Below are 14,203 nucleotides of genomic sequence, written 5' to 3'. Positions count from 1 at the left end.
CGGGCGGGATCAGGCAGTTGCTTGATCCCGCCCTTTTGTTTGCCCGTTTAGCGTGCAGACCGCTAGACCCCGGACGTCGCAAGCGCAGCTTCGCCCTCGATCACCGGCTTCCGCGCGGCCCGCATCCACACGAGGTACACCGCACCGGTCACCACAAACCCGACCAACCACGCGATATCGATGTTCTGCAGCGGCTCGGCCAGCGGGCCCGTGTACATCGGCGTGATCATAAACGGCACCTGCGAGACCAGCCCGATCAGGTAGCTAATCAGCCCGATGCGATTCCAGCGCCCGTAGCGACCACCGTCGCGCATGAACATGTCCGCAATGACGTACTCACCCTTCTGCACGATGAAGAAGTCGGCGAGATTGATCGCAGACCACGGGATCAGCACGTAGAGCAGTAGCGTCAGGAACGCCTCGAAGGTCGTCATGAAGTCACCCTGGCCCAGCAGCGCAACGAGGGTGGCGATCACGCCGCAGCCAAGGGTCATCGTCACGCGTGTACTTGTGGTCACGGTCACCGATTTGAAGCTCGACTGCAGCGCGGTGAGCCCGTTCATCACTGCCGAATAGAGTTCAACCCCGTTGATCAGCGCCGAGCTCACCGCAAAGATAATCAGCACCGACGCACCAACAACACCGAGCGTGTCAGAGAGCGCGGCGAGCGGGTTCTCCGGGTTCACGGCCCCGAGCAACACACCGAGCGTCATTACAAACACGGAGCTCACCACGAGCCCCAGGTAGGTTCCCCAGAACGCCGACTTCGGGCCGGTTGCCTTCGGTAGGTAGCGCGTGTAGTCAGAAACGTAGGGTGCGTAGGCGAGCTGCCACACCACCCCGATCGCGAGCACGGCGAAGAACCCCTCAAAGGTGAACACCGCATCTGCGTGTTGAGCCGTTGCTTCGGGCTTCGTCCAGAGCATCACCATCGACACCGCAACGGTCACCCCGATAAGGATCGACAGCCAGGTCATCGTCTTCTTGAGCAGGTCATACCCAAACACGCAGAGCACGATCCCGATCGCCGCGAACACCAGGATGACCAGCGAGCCGTTCATTTCCGGGAACACCACGAGCAGCGAGTCCTTCGCCACGATCAGGATGCTCGCGAAGAACCCCAAGAACATGATCAACGCGATGACCGCGAACAGGCTGCCACCGAGGTAACCGAACTGAGCTCTAGCCTGCAGCATCTGCGGGATGCCGAGGTGCGGTCCCTGTGAGGCATGTAGCGCGGATCCGAACGCTCCAATCACGTTGCCGATCAGGATCGCGGCGATGCTCCAACCGATTGGCAGCCCGTAGGCCCCGCTCGCGACCGCGCCCGTGACGACCGCGAGTGGCATCATGTTGAGGCCCACCCAGATCGCGAAGATCGACCACGAGGTGCCTGTTCGCTCCGTCTCGGGAATCGGCATGATGTGCTGCTGCTCGAAGCGTATAAACGACTTGGTGACAACGGGTGGTTCTTGGTTCACGAGTTTCCCCTTACATAAGCGGGATCAGCACCGTTGCCGATCCCGAACGATCACGCGGAGTTTGGCCGCGCGTACACCTGGGTGCCGCCGAGCAGCGTGCGCGCAACCCTCACACCGTCGAGGTCTGCCGCTGACGCGAGCGGCCCGGTCAGGATCACGAGATCCGCGAGTTTGCCAACCGCGATCGAGCCGAGATCGCCCGCAACACCCGCGACCTCTGCAGGCCCGAGCGTGTAAGCGCGAATCGCGGTCGCGAGGTCGAGGCGCTGCTCGGGCTGCGCGGGCACCCTTGATTCCGGGTTGAGCGCGTGCACATCGGCCGCCGGAGCAGTGCGCGTGCAGGCGGTGTGCAATCCCCAGAGCGGATCCGGGCTGGTCACCGGCCAGTCGCTTCCCATCACGAGGTGCGCACCCGCCCGCTGCAGCGACCCGAACGGGAAGTGATACTCCGCGCGACGCTGCCCGATGAGCGGAAACTTACGCTCAAGAATCTCCTGGTCGTTGCGCGCCCACAGCGGCTGCAGGTTTGCGGTCACGTCGAGCTCAGCGAAGCGCTCGAAATCTGCCGGGTCGACCACGTCGAGGTGCGCGATCTGGTGCCACTGCCCCGGTCCGTTCACGGCCCGCGCGTGGGCGACGGCGTCCAGGCACTCGCGCACCGCGCGGTCGCCAACCCCGTGAAAGTGCACCCTCAGGCCGGCGGCGTCGAGCGCGGCGACGATTGTCTTGAGGTCGTCGGGCGCGATCACCGAGTCGCCCCGAGTTTCGGGAGCCACCTCACAATACGGCTCAACCAGCGCCGCGGTGCAGTTCTCGCAGATGCCGTCCTGCATAATCTTGACGCTGCGCACGTCGAGCCCGTCGGCCTGCGCCTCGTGCACCTTCGCGATCATCTCACCGACGTAGTCGGTGCCCTCGGTGGGCGGCCACCACATCGACCCGGTAACCCGTGCTTTCAGCGAGCCATCGGCCAGCGTCGACAGGTACGAGGGCACGCAGTCGGGCAGGGTCAGATACTCACCCAGGATCGCGTCGTGCCAGGCCGTAATGCCGAGCGAAAACAGCCGCTCCTGCGCGGCGAGCAGCGCCTCGCGCAGGTGTTGTGGGTTGTGGGGCGGGATCGCGTGCGTCACGAGTTCCCCGGCCGCGTCGAACAGCACACCCGTCGCCTCGTCCGCTTCGTCTCGCACGATCCGCCCCGCTGGTGGATCCGGTGTCTCACGCGTGATCCCGGCGAGTTCAAGCGCAGCAGAGTTCACCCACACCCCGTGAGCATCGTGGCTCGTCAGCACCGCTGGTCGATCCGGAACCAACTCATCAAGCAACTCACGAGTGGGCAACCCGCCCTCGAACGCATCGCCAAACCAGCCCGAACCAACAACCCACCAGTTACCGGGCTTCGCGGCGGCTTCGCGGATCAGGCGCGAGTAACCCTCCACCGAGTGCTCGGCATCGAGGTCACACCCCAGCAGGCCGAGGCCCCCGGCCTGCGCGTGAATGTGGGCATCGTGAAACCCGGGCAGGATCGCGGCGCCCGCGGCATCGATCCGTGTCGTGCGTGCGCCGGCCAGTGCAGCGATATCGTCGTCTACACCTATGGCGGTGATCCTTTCACCCGTCACGGCCAGTGCCGTTGCGGGTGAGAGCTCGGGATCCCACAGCTGCGCATTGGTGATGATGAGTCGCGGTTCGATCATGGTGCACCCGTCCCTGCGCCTGCCTCGACCATCACCGCTGGTTTACTGATCGCCGCCCGCTTCCACAGCCCGTAGACGAGCGCGGGAACCGCGAAGCCAACGATCCAGGCGACATCGACAAAGCCGAGGGGCTCCGCGAGGGGGCCCGTGTACATCGTGGTGACCATAAACGGCAGCTGCACGATGATGCCGACGAGGTAGCTGACCAGACCGATCGTGTCCCACTTGCCGTACTGCCCGCCGTCGCGGCGGAACATATCGTCGACGTTGTAGTGGCCCTTGCGCAGCACGAAGTAGTCGATCAGGTTGATGGCCGACCACGGGATCAGCACGTACAGCAGGATAGTCACGAAGTCGCCGAAGATCACGAGGAAGTTGTCTTTGCCGAGCAGCGCAGCCAGCATCGCGACGCTCGCGTAGGCGATCGTCATGATGACGCGCTTGCTCGTGTTGATACGAATCTTGGCCGAGATCGTCTCGAAGACGGTCAGGGAGCACATCACACCCGAGTAGATGTTCGAGGAGTTCATGACGGCGGAGGCGATGCCAAACGCAAACAGCACAACCGGACCAAAGCCGCCGAGCAGCCTGCCGAGCGCGGCCATCGTGTCGCCGTCGGTTGTGGTCAGGCCAACGAGTGCACCGAGAATCATGACCAGCACCGTGCCGATCACGAGGCCCGAGTAGGTGGCCCAAAACGCCTGCCTCGCGCCGCCCTCTTTTGGCATGTAGCGGGAGTAGTCGGAGACGTAGGGTGCGTAAGCGAGTTGCCAGGTGACGCCGATCGCGAGCATGCCAAAGAAGCCCGCGACGTTGAAGCCGAGCTCGGTGTGTGGGGCGAATGTCTCGGGGTTTGCAACCGCGATGAGGATTGAGATGACAACAAGCGCGCCGATCACCACGGAGAACACCGCCATGAGCTTGCGCACCAGGTCGTAGCCGAAAATCGCGACCGCGAGGGCGATAGCCGCGCAGACAATGATGCCGACGTTAATCGCGTCGTTGTGAAACACCGCCGCGAAACTCTGCGCAGCCACCACCAGGTTCGAGGCGAAGAACCCGAGAAACATGATCAGCGCGATGAGCGCGAGCAGGCTGCCTCCGAAGTAGCCGAACTGCCCCCGGGCCTGCAGCATCTGCGGGATGCCGAGCTGCGGGCCCTGCGAGGCGTGCAGGGCGGCGCCGAATCCGCCGATCACATTGCCGATGATAACCGCGGTGATGGTCCAGCCGAGCGAGAGCCCGAACAGGGTCGGTCCGAGGGCGCCGGTCACCACCGTGAGCGGCAGCATGTTGATGCCGAGCCACACGAAGAAGAGGCCCCGTGTGGTGCCGTGCCGCTCGTCTTCGGGAATCGGCCTGATGTGGCGGCGTTCGAAGGTGACTATTTTTGTGGTCGCTGTTGTCAGCTTGGGGTACTCGCTCATGGGGTCCTCATCGTCGTTGATGGTGGGGGTCCGGTCATTCTGCGTTGTTTCTCTGCTCTCGCTTCTGCCCTTTCCTCTCCCCTTCACTCTCCCGCCCTCCCGCTCCCGCTCCCTCTCCCTCCCACTCCCAGTTTTGGGGTCAGTTTCTGGTACTAAACAGCGTTTTAGTACCAGAAACTGACCCCAAAACTGGGGCTGGGGGGGGACGGGGAGACGGTCAGGTCAGGTCAGGTCAGGACAGGACAGGTTGGGTCAGGTCGAGTTGGCCGGGTCAGATTGGGAGGGCCAGGTCAGATTGGGCGGGCCAGGCCAGGCTTGTTACAGTCCCGCGCTCGCCACAGCCAGACTGAAGGCGCGGTCAAGCAGGTCTGTCAGCTCGTCAATGTCCTCGCGGGTCATAACGAGCGGCGGCGAGACCTGCACGAGCGGATTGCCCTCGGCGTCAATCGCAACGCGGCAGAGCAGGCCAACCTCGGTGAGCGCCGGGTTCAGGTGGCCCTCTACAAAGTCACCAGCACTGAGAGGCTCGGCTTCCCAGCGCTTCGTGTCGTGGTTCGTAACCAGCTCAAAGCTGCGGTGGAAGCCGTCGCCGCGCAGATCGCCCACGATGTTCTTGTGCTTCGATGCCACCGCAGCGAGCTTCTCGCCGAGATACGGGCTGAGCGCGGCCACGTTCTCGACAACTCCCTCGCGCTCCATGATCTCGAGGTTTTTGAGCGCCGCGGCACAGGCAACCGGGTGTCCGCCATAGGTGAGCGCGTGATTGAACATGCCGAGTGGACCGTCGAGCACCGTCTCGATCACCCGGTCACTCGCGATCACACCGCCGAGCGGCATGTACGCCGAGGCGATGCCCTTGGCAAAGGTGATCATGTCGGGCTGGAAGCCGTAGTGCGTCGATCCGAACCACGAGCCGAGGCGGCCGTACCCGGTGATGACCTCGTCGGCGATCATCAGAATCCCGTATTTGTCGCAGAGGGCCCGCACTCCAGTGAAGTACTCGGGAGTGGGAGGGGTCAGGCTGCCGCCAGCGTTCTGCAGCGGCTCCATGATGATCGCGGCGATAGTGTCGGATCCCTCTTGCACGATCAGCGACTCAAGTTCACCGAGCAGAAACTCGGTGGTCTGCGCGGCCGTCTCACCCTCGGGGCGACGGTAGCGCTTAGTGTTGTGCGTGTGGCGCACACCGTTCATGAGCGGTTCGAACATCTTGCGCACGTCGGTCATGCCGTTGAGGGACATGGCCCCGAAGCTAGTGCCGTGGTAGGCGACCCGGCGGGCGATGAACTTGTAGCGGGCGTGGTCGCCGCGGGTGATGTGGTACTGCCGCGCGAGCTTGATGGCGGCCTCGTTCGACTCACCACCGCCCGAGGCAAAGAAGACGCGATTCAGATCGCCGGGCGCGAGCTGAGCGATCTTCTGCGCGAGGAGCGCTGCAGGAGGATGGGCCACACTCCAGGTGGTCTGGTAGGGCAACGTGGCGAGCTGATCCCGAACCGCCTCGCCCACCTCTGCACCGTGCGTGTATCCGAGCTGCACGCAGAAGAGCCCCGCCAGGCCGTCAAAGAAGCGGCGACCGCTCTCGTCGAACACCGAGCAGTGCTCACCCCGCACAAAGATCGGGAGATCGTCTTCGCGGTACTTGCTTGCGGGGGTGAAGTTCATGACGAGGTGCCGCTTGGCAATCTCGGCGAGACCGCTCGGTGCGTCTGTCTCGACGAATTCAACCTCAAGTTCCTGCTGCAGTGTCATAGTTCTGTTTCCTCTCAGTCGACTCTGACCAGAGCGGGTGCGCCCGCCGATTGAACCCATCGTGACAGCGCCCAACCAATCAGTAAAATAGTTAAATTGGCTGGGCTGCATCATCTAGAGCGATGCAGCCGCGTTTGAGCATCCACAACCTGTTCGGTCTCGACCGAGCCCCAGCGAGATGATCTCAGCACCTCTCGGCTACCCACTACTGAGACCGCAAGCGGACCGTTGGTTCATGCGTCGGCTGGTCTTTCGACAGTTTTTTGCCTCTGCTTGTGTTCCAGTTCCGAATCATCCAACGCATAAAGCCCTGTGCCCCCAGGACCACTGACCACATGATGGAGATAACGATGACGTAGAAGTAGGAGTTAACTGGGATGAAGAAGTATTCGAGGCTCGACAAAACCGCACAAAGTATCCAAAAAGCCAGCATGAACGGCAATAACGTAAGGATGAACATTATCAGCCGCCACAGTTTTCCGCCATCGATGAATTCCTCCGGATACCAGCGAATAACGGCACGATTAGTGGAGGTCGGAAAGTAGCCGATGAGAAGACTGTCACCCGGACGATAATCTGCCTTTACGTGTTTTCTGACAAACTCTTGGATAAACCACGTACGCGCAATATCGAGAACGTCAGACGGATGAGCTCTGGGTCTTTCCAATCGCGTTTGCCCGATTATCGAGTCATTTCCGAGCGTCGAGCGGGGCTTCTTCTTCGACTTACTTCCGCTGGCCGGTACGACCTGTGTGACGCGCCAGTTGCGCACCATCCAACGCAGCCAGGAGATCGCTCTGAGGGCAAACCAGAGGAATAAACACCCGAGCAGCAGAATCGCGATGGTCACAATCCCGACACCAACATCTATGTCGTCACCCTTGAACACGGCCCCTAACGCAACCGCCGCCCAGAGACCGAAGCTGAATGCGGAGTAACCGTGCAAAAGGACAGCAAGGAATCGGTTAGTAATGTATTTGCCTCGCTTCGCCCGGTCTAGTTTCAGGTAGAATTTCGCGCTCGGATCGCCTGAATCATTTGCAATACCGCCGAGGAACGTGTCGTCAAGGTGATAGTCAGCTCGAATGATCTTTCGCGCAAAATTCGCTCGAAAGTCTCGCGCCATCGAAATAACTCCTTAAGTGACCACTTTCCGCAGGATTCGGGCACCGAATCAATAAAGATATTCTCACAGAATTTCTGTCCAATAGATTGAGTCTCTCCGCCTAGCCAATCGAGTGTTGCCATATTGCGGGTTGAGCCGAGCTGAACTAGCAATATGGCAGCACTCGATTGGGCAGTTCGGGGTGGTCCGGGGCAGTTCGGGGCGGATCGGGGTCACCCCCACTGCATCCAGGTCGTTTTGTAGTCCGTGTAGTTTTCGAGCGCGTGCACCGAGAGGTCGCGGCCAAAGCCCGACTGTTTGAAGCCGCCGAACGGGGTTGTGAAGCCGAGCGCGTCGACCGTGTTCACTGAGACCGTCCCCGCCACGAGCCGCGCGGACACCCGGTGGGCTCGCGCGAGGGACCCCGTCCAGAGAGAAGCCGCCAGCCCGTACGGGGTCTCGTTCGCGCGCGCGATCGCCTCCTCCTCGGTGTCGAACGGGGTCACCACGGCGACCGGACCGAAGATCTCGCGGGTGTGCACCTCGTGGTCGGCGGGCACGTCCGCCACGATCGTCGGCTCGATGAAGGCTCGGGATCCACCAATCTCCGGGCGCGTTCCGCCCGTCACGATGCGACCGTCTCGCCGGGCATTCTCGATGGTTGCCCACACGGTATCGGCGTGCGCCTCAGACACGAGTGAGCCGATCCCCGTTTCAGGATCAAGCGGATCCCCCGGAGCGTACGCCCGTGCCGCAGCCGCGTACAGCTCCAAGAACTCCTCGTACACGGGTCGCTCAACAAAGATGCGCGAGTTCGCCGAGCACACCTCACCCTGGTTGTAGAAGCTGCCGAACGCCGCCTTCTCGGCTGCGAGCTGCAGATCCTCGCAGTCCGCAAAGATCAGGTTTGAACTCTTGCCACCCGCCTCAAGCGCGAGGCGCTTCATGTTCGATTGGCCCGCATACTGCTGCAGCTGTTTCGCGACCTCGGTCGACCCGGTGAACGCCAGCATGTCGACGTCGTCGTGCAGGGCAAGCGCCTTGCCCACGACCGATCCTCGACCCGTCACCACGTTCAGCACACCGGCCGGGATGCCCGCCTCGATCGCCAGCTCGGCGAGCAGCAGCGTCGAGTGCGAGGCCTCCACCGGCGGCTTCACCACGACCGCGTTGCCCGCGGCGAGCGCTGGCGCGAGTTTCCACGTCACGATCTCGAGCGGGTAGTTCCAGGCGACAATCACGCCGATCACACCGAGCGGTTCGCGGGTCACGAGGGCGGTTGAGCCGGGCGGGGTGACCGGGATCAGGTCCTCCTGTTTATCTATCGCCTCTCCGTAGAAGCGATAGAGGGCAGCGGATCCGGGGGCGTCGACCGTGGAAGACTCTCGCACGGGTTTGCCCATGTCGAGGGTGTCGTAGAGCGCAAACTCGTCGGAGCGTGCCTCGATCAACCGGGCCAGCTCCAGCAATCGCTCGCGGCGGAACGCTGCGCCAGCCCGCGACCACTCGCCCGACTCGTAGGCGGCGCGCGCCGCGGCGACCGCCACGTCAACGTCGGCCGCATCGCAGTCGTGCACGTGGGAAATGACGGCACCGGTTGCCGGGTTCACCTTCTCGATGGTGTTGCCGGAGCGCGCAGCAGCCCGCGCTCCCCCGATGAACGGACGACCGTCGAACTGCAGTGCTGCCGCGGCGGACTGCCAGTCGGCGAGGGTTTTGGACATGGTGGCTCCTATTTCCTAACTTTCGGTCACTCTGCGTGCGCGCTAGTGAGTCGCAGAGTCTCGTGGGAGATCCTGCGACTCGCTGACGCTCGCGCAGGATGACGAGGGGTCTGCGCCAGGGCTTTCAAGCAGCGCGGCGGGAATCTGCACCGTGGCGGTCTCAAGATCCTGCTCCTTGATGAGCGAGATGCCACGCGTTTCAGGGATGCTGATCACCGTAATCACCCCGACAACCCCAACCACGGCGAGGAAGAAACCCGGCACCAGGTGGTTGCCGGTGGCTTCAATGAGCCAGGTGAGCATGTACGGCGCGGTGCCAGCAAAGAGCGCCGCGGTAACGGCGTAGGCGATCGAGAGGCCGGTCTGCCGTGTGCGCGTCGGGAACAGCTCGACCACGGTCACCGCGTGGGTACCGAGCACAATCGCGAGGATCAGCGCGAGGCCGAGCGTCGACACAAACGCGGCCCACTCTTCTCCCGACGACATCAGCGCAAACATCGGGATCGAAAGCAAGACCTGCGCAATGGCCGCCGTCATCAGCACGGGCTTGCGACCGAAGCGATCCGAGGCGATGCCCGCGAGCGGCACCACGATCAACCCAAAAGCCGAGGCCATCGTCGAAAGCAGCGCCGCCCGACCGGCGTCGATGCCTATGTAGACCTCTTGATACGTGAACAGGTACACGAGCACCACGTAGAACGTGACGTTCATGAAGATCTCCATGCCACAGGTCTGAATGAACTGTTTCAGGTTGCGCTGAAACACCTCCTTGACCGGGGCGTGAGAGACGGTCTCAAGCTCTTGCAGTTGCTTGAACTCGGGGGTGTCCTCAATCTTGCGACGAATGTAGAGGCCCACGAACCCGAGCGGCACGGTAATCAGGAACGGGATCCGCCAGGCCCACGCGGTAATCTCGTCGGTGGTAAACGCCTGGTTCAGCAGGAAGACCACAAACGAGGCGAGCAGAAAGCCGAGCAGGCTGCCGAACTCCAACCAGCTCACGCCAAAACCGCGGCGCTTCGCGGGCGAGAACTCCCCCAGAAACGCGGCGGCGCTGCCGAACTCGCCGCCGGCGGCGAGGCCCTGCACAATGCGCGTGGCAATGAGCAGGATCGGCGCCCAGATGCCGATCGAATCGTAGCTGGGCAGTAATCCGAGAACGAGCGTCGCGAGCGCCATCGCGAGGATCACGATTGACAGGGTCTGCTTGCGCCCCAGCCGATCCCCGAGCCGACCAAAGATGATCGCGCCGATGGGCCTCACCAAAAACGAAACCGCGAACACGGCGAAGGCCGCCAGCAGACCGGCGGTGTGATTCTCCTCGGGAAAGAAGACGGTGGCAAGGGTGCCCGCGAGGTAGGCGTACACGGCCCAATCGAACCAGTGCACCAGCACTCCGATTGATCCGGCAACGACGTTCTTGCGCAGGCTCTTCTGATCGACGAGATCGCTGATCTCGCGTTGCGGCATTGCTGTCGACATTGACATGCTCCTTACATTGGGGGATGGATCAGGTTGTGCGATCCCGAGCCACATCGATTGCAGTCCAGGCGAGCGCCGTCGCGCCGTCAAGCAAGGTGCGCTCGGCGGCCGCGCCAACGCAGGCCGCGGCAAACCCTGGCTGGTGATTGCTCGCTTCACCACCAACGCCAATGTAGGGGTGGATCGCGTTCACTATCTGCGACACATTACCCATATCGGTCGAGGCGCGATTCATGGTGGCGGCGATCGGATCGACATCGAAATTGCGCCCGAGCACCACCGCATTACCTCGGTAGTGGCCCAGCGCTGCCTCGTCGGTGCGCATCTCGGCGTAGCGCTCACTCTCGGGCGTGACCGTGAGTGTCGCCCCGGTCGCGAGCGCGCCCGCCTCGAAGCACTTCAGCACGCGCTGCTCGAGTTCCAGCAGTTGCTCGGTTGTTTCGGCGCGCACGTACCAGCGGCCTTCGGTTCGCTCGGGGATCGCGTTTGGCGCCTCGCCCCCACGCGTCTGCACACCGTGCACTCGCACTCCCGCGGGCAACTGCTGCCGCAGAAGTGCGATCGCGAGCTGCGCCACGAGAAACGCGTCGTTCGCGTTGACTCCGCGCTCTGGGTAGGCCGCGGCGTGGGCCGCCTGCCCGTCATACCGCACGTGCCAGTGGGTCACCGCAAAGGGTCGCGCCTCGGCAACATCGACGGGTGCCGGGTGGGCCATCAGTGCGAGGTCCAGGTTCTGAAACGCCCCGCGCTCCAGCAGCACGATCTTGCCGCCACCGCCCTCTTCAGCCGGGGTGCCGATCACCTCGACGGCGATCCCCAACTCGTCTGCCACGGCCGCGACGGCGAGCGCCGCCCCCACCGACATCGCCGAGATGAGGTTGTGGCCGCAGGCGTGACCGAGCCCGGGCAGTGCGTCGTACTCGGCGAGAAATCCGACGGTGAACGCGGTGGCGGCTGCGGGCAGCCGCACGGCCCGAAAGGCTGTCTCAACGCCGAGGTACGGCTGCTCAATCGCGAAGCCGTGCGCAGCGAGAACCGCGGCAACGGCGGCCGACGACCTGTGCTCTTGCCAACCCAGTTCGGGATCGGCGTGCAGCTGATTCGACAGCGCTATCAACTCGCCAGAAACCTCTGCGACGCGAGCGCCCGCGCGATACTTCACGTCGCTACTCATCGCTAATCATCTCCGGGCACCCCGTACGAGGGCGCGGCAGCGGGGTTCAAGCCGCGGTCGACGTAGGCGTCGCGCTGGGGCAACCACACCTCGAGCAGCTCGGCGAGGGCAGCAACCGGATCCGTTTCGACCCAGTCCACCCGCAAGTCGGTAACTCGCCAGCCAGCTTCAGCAACCACGGCAAGCCCCACGGAGTGCACCGGACCAGCCTCACCGCCCGCGTCAACAGCCGCCCGCAATCCCGCGAGCAGTCGCTCTTCGATGCGCCCACTCGCTGCGAGCGCCGCGTCGGCCAGCGCGTCGAGCACGTCGAGGTTCGCCAGCAAGTTGCCTCCAGCGACGGCGTTCTCGCGTGTCACCGCCCCGAAGATACCGAGCGCGTTGTCACCCGCGTGCGCAGCTGCACGGCCCGCGCCATCGAGCACCAGCAGTTGGCGGTAGCCAATGGTCGTAGGATCGGCGGCGTCCACCACGGCGGCGATCGCCTGCTGCGCCGTTGCTCCACCGCGCAGCTGATCCAAGAGCTGCGGACCGAGCCGAGGATCCGTCACGTTCTGGGAGTTCGCCCCTCCGACGCCGTCGGCCAGGTTCAGGCAGCGCGCGGCAACCGCGGGCGACGACGAGGCGATGACCGAGCCGAACTCTCCGGTCTCGGGATCGCGCAAGATGAGCGAGAGGGTCACTGTGCCACCGCACCCTGACCCGGCGAGCTCAGCACTGCCGTCGCGTCGATCTCAACCAGCCACTCGGGGCGGGCCAGAGCCTGCACCACGATGCCGGTTGAGACCGGAAAGACTCCGCGCAGGTACTTGCCCATCGTGCGGTACACATCTTCGCGGTAGCGCGGATCAATGATGTAGATCGTCACCTTCACGATGTCCTCGAGCCCGCTCCCGGCCTCCTCGAGCAGCATCTGAATGTTCTGCATTGCCCTCTCGGTCTGGGCAACCACGTCACCTACGCCGACCGACTCGCGGGTGTCGAGATCCTGCCCGATCTGCCCGCGCAGATAGACCACCCCATTTGCAACGACCGCCTGGCAGAGATCGTTGTCGAGGTTCTGCTCGGGGTACGTGTCTTTGGTGTTGAACTTTCGCAGGCGCGTGTGGGTCGGTTCAGCCACGGGTTCCTCCTCATTGAGCACTGTCAGTTGAGCGCTGTCGGCGCGAGCCGCGTATTACGTCCATTGTTGGGACCGCGAAGCGATCTGTAAAATAGGCAAAAGTTACTCAGCTCATCTTGAAAACAGATTCTTGCTAGGCTCTGGGGCACCGCACGCATCCTTGCCCAACGACACCGCCGTCTGCCCTGGAGGCCCTCAATGGTTCAGCGATTCCCCATCACACTCACGCAGCTCACCTACTTTGTCGAGTGCGCAAAAACGCTCAACATGACCGCGGCGAGCCAAGAGCTACACGTCGCCCAGTCAGCGGTGTCGACTGCAATCACGCAGCTCGAAAAGTCCTTGGGGGCTGCACTCTTCATTCGCCAGCACTCGAAGGGGTTGATTCTCACGCCCGCCGGATCAACCCTGCTGCACGATTCTCAGCGCCTCTTTGGGGTGCTCAATGAGACGATCGACTCGATCCGAACCGACCAGAGCGAGGTGCACGGTCAGATCACCATCGCCTGCTTCAATACGCTCGCGCCGTTTTTACTCCCTCGACTGCTCGGCGGGCTGCGCACCCAACACCCAGACCTTGAGGTGCTGGTGGTCGAGGGGGATCACGAGGAGTGTCTCGCTGCTCTGCGTGGCGGGCGGGCGGATCTTGCGATCACCTACGACCTCACCTCGGAGGCGGGGATCGACAACACCGTCGTCGGGGAGTTTCGCCCCCACGTCATCGTGCACGCCGGGCACCCGCTCGCAGGGCGCAAGCAGGTTCCACTTGCCAAGCTCGCGGCCGATCCGTTTGTGCTGCTCGACCTCCCGAGCAGCAGCGACTACTTTCTCGGCATGCTGCGGGCGGCGGGCATCGAGCCAAACCTGCGCTACCGCAGTTCGAGCTACGAGACCGTGCGATCCATGGTTGCGACGGGGCTGGGGTACTCAATCCTGAACCAGCGACCGCAGATCAGTGAGACCTATGCCGGATCGCGAACCGTCGCCGTCGAGATTAGTGATCCGGTGCCGAGCCTGCGCGTTGAGGTGTCCTCGCTCACGCAGGTGCGCCGATCCGCACGGGCGAGAGCGGTGGAGCAGGCAATTCGTGAGGTCATCGTCGCCTAACACGAACTCTAAAACAGATCGACCATCACTCTTACATCTGCTGAATTGATGCAGTGCGCCGCGAACGCATATTGGCCAAGCGCGGCTGCGCTGTTGTTTGCTGGGAATTATTCACCAACCCAGTATTCATC

Annotated in this window: 11 protein-coding genes; 1 reads left to right on the top strand and 10 read right to left on the bottom strand. The window is 63.2% G+C overall.

What is annotated here, in order from left to right; genetic code table 11:
• Positions 1-62: 62 nt before the first annotated feature.
• From G7068_RS11280 to G7068_RS11235, 10 genes are all read right to left on the bottom strand, one after another.
• Entirely contained in the window at positions 63-1,481 is a 1,419-nt protein-coding gene (locus G7068_RS11280; protein ID WP_166292046.1) for a purine-cytosine permease family protein, read from the bottom strand.
• Between the two features lie 50 nt (positions 1,482-1,531).
• On the bottom strand, positions 1,532-3,178 hold the full coding sequence (locus G7068_RS11275) for an amidohydrolase (RefSeq protein ID WP_166292045.1): 1,647 nt from the start codon (positions 3,176-3,178) through the stop codon (positions 1,532-1,534).
• The gene (locus tag G7068_RS11270) at positions 3,175-4,605 is read right to left on the bottom strand and encodes a purine-cytosine permease family protein (RefSeq protein WP_166292044.1); all 1,431 of its coding nucleotides are present in this window, start codon (positions 4,603-4,605) and stop codon (positions 3,175-3,177) included. The genes G7068_RS11275 and G7068_RS11270 overlap by 4 nt, the downstream gene beginning before the upstream one ends.
• 318 nt (positions 4,606-4,923) lie before the next feature.
• The gene (locus G7068_RS11265; RefSeq protein WP_166292043.1) at positions 4,924-6,357 is read right to left on the bottom strand and encodes an aspartate aminotransferase family protein; all 1,434 of its coding nucleotides are present in this window, start codon (positions 6,355-6,357) and stop codon (positions 4,924-4,926) included.
• A gap of 205 nt (positions 6,358-6,562) precedes the next feature.
• Positions 6,563-7,483, bottom strand: a complete 921-nt coding sequence (locus tag G7068_RS11260; RefSeq protein WP_166292042.1) for a hypothetical protein — start codon at positions 7,481-7,483, stop codon at positions 6,563-6,565.
• Between the two features lie 212 nt (positions 7,484-7,695).
• Positions 7,696-9,186 carry an aldehyde dehydrogenase family protein gene (locus G7068_RS11255; protein ID WP_166292041.1) on the bottom strand — a complete coding sequence of 497 codons (1,491 nt, stop codon included), beginning with the start codon at positions 9,184-9,186 and terminating at the stop codon, positions 7,696-7,698.
• Between the two features lie 42 nt (positions 9,187-9,228).
• Complete coding sequence (locus G7068_RS11250) at positions 9,229-10,668, bottom strand: MFS transporter (RefSeq protein WP_205881286.1); 1,440 nt, start codon at positions 10,666-10,668, stop codon at positions 9,229-9,231.
• Between the two features lie 28 nt (positions 10,669-10,696).
• Positions 10,697-11,842 (bottom strand): amidohydrolase, encoded by a 1,146-nt coding sequence (locus G7068_RS11245; protein ID WP_166292040.1) that lies wholly within the window; start codon positions 11,840-11,842, stop codon positions 10,697-10,699.
• Between the two features lie 2 nt (positions 11,843-11,844).
• Positions 11,845-12,525, bottom strand: a complete 681-nt coding sequence (locus G7068_RS11240; protein WP_166292039.1) for a DUF1028 domain-containing protein — start codon at positions 12,523-12,525, stop codon at positions 11,845-11,847.
• Positions 12,522-12,965, bottom strand: a complete 444-nt coding sequence (locus tag G7068_RS11235) for a RidA family protein (RefSeq protein ID WP_166292038.1) — start codon at positions 12,963-12,965, stop codon at positions 12,522-12,524. The genes G7068_RS11240 and G7068_RS11235 overlap by 4 nt, the downstream gene beginning before the upstream one ends.
• A 198-nt stretch (positions 12,966-13,163) precedes the next feature.
• On the opposite strand from G7068_RS11235, the gene G7068_RS11230 reads away from it, so the two are divergent.
• A complete protein-coding gene (locus G7068_RS11230) occupies positions 13,164-14,072 on the top strand; it encodes a LysR family transcriptional regulator (protein WP_166292037.1) in 909 nt (302 codons plus the stop codon).
• Positions 14,073-14,203: the final 131 nt, after the last annotated feature.

The organism is Leucobacter viscericola (assembly GCF_011299575.1).
Lineage (GTDB): Bacteria > Actinomycetota > Actinomycetes > Actinomycetales > Microbacteriaceae > Leucobacter > Leucobacter viscericola.
Note: the sequence above shows the minus strand (reverse complement) of the source record. Positions and strands in the feature narration are given on the sequence as shown.

What these genes read in the sequence shown, in the direction of transcription:
- G7068_RS11230 (WP_166292037.1), top strand. Translation starts at nt 13,164, where the DNA reads ATGGTTCAGCGATTCCCCATCACACTCACGCAGCTCACCTACTTTGTC.
- G7068_RS11250 (WP_205881286.1), bottom strand. Translation starts at nt 10,668, where the DNA reads ATGTCGACAGCAATGCCGCAACGCGAGATCAGCGATCTCGTCGATCAG.
- G7068_RS11270 (WP_166292044.1), bottom strand. Translation starts at nt 4,605, where the DNA reads ATGAGCGAGTACCCCAAGCTGACAACAGCGACCACAAAAATAGTCACC.
- G7068_RS11275 (WP_166292045.1), bottom strand. Translation starts at nt 3,178, where the DNA reads ATGATCGAACCGCGACTCATCATCACCAATGCGCAGCTGTGGGATCCC.
- G7068_RS11245 (WP_166292040.1), bottom strand. Translation starts at nt 11,842, where the DNA reads ATGAGTAGCGACGTGAAGTATCGCGCGGGCGCTCGCGTCGCAGAGGTT.
- G7068_RS11255 (WP_166292041.1), bottom strand. Translation starts at nt 9,186, where the DNA reads ATGTCCAAAACCCTCGCCGACTGGCAGTCCGCCGCGGCAGCACTGCAG.
- G7068_RS11260 (WP_166292042.1), bottom strand. Translation starts at nt 7,483, where the DNA reads ATGGCGCGAGACTTTCGAGCGAATTTTGCGCGAAAGATCATTCGAGCT.
- G7068_RS11265 (WP_166292043.1), bottom strand. Translation starts at nt 6,357, where the DNA reads ATGACACTGCAGCAGGAACTTGAGGTTGAATTCGTCGAGACAGACGCA.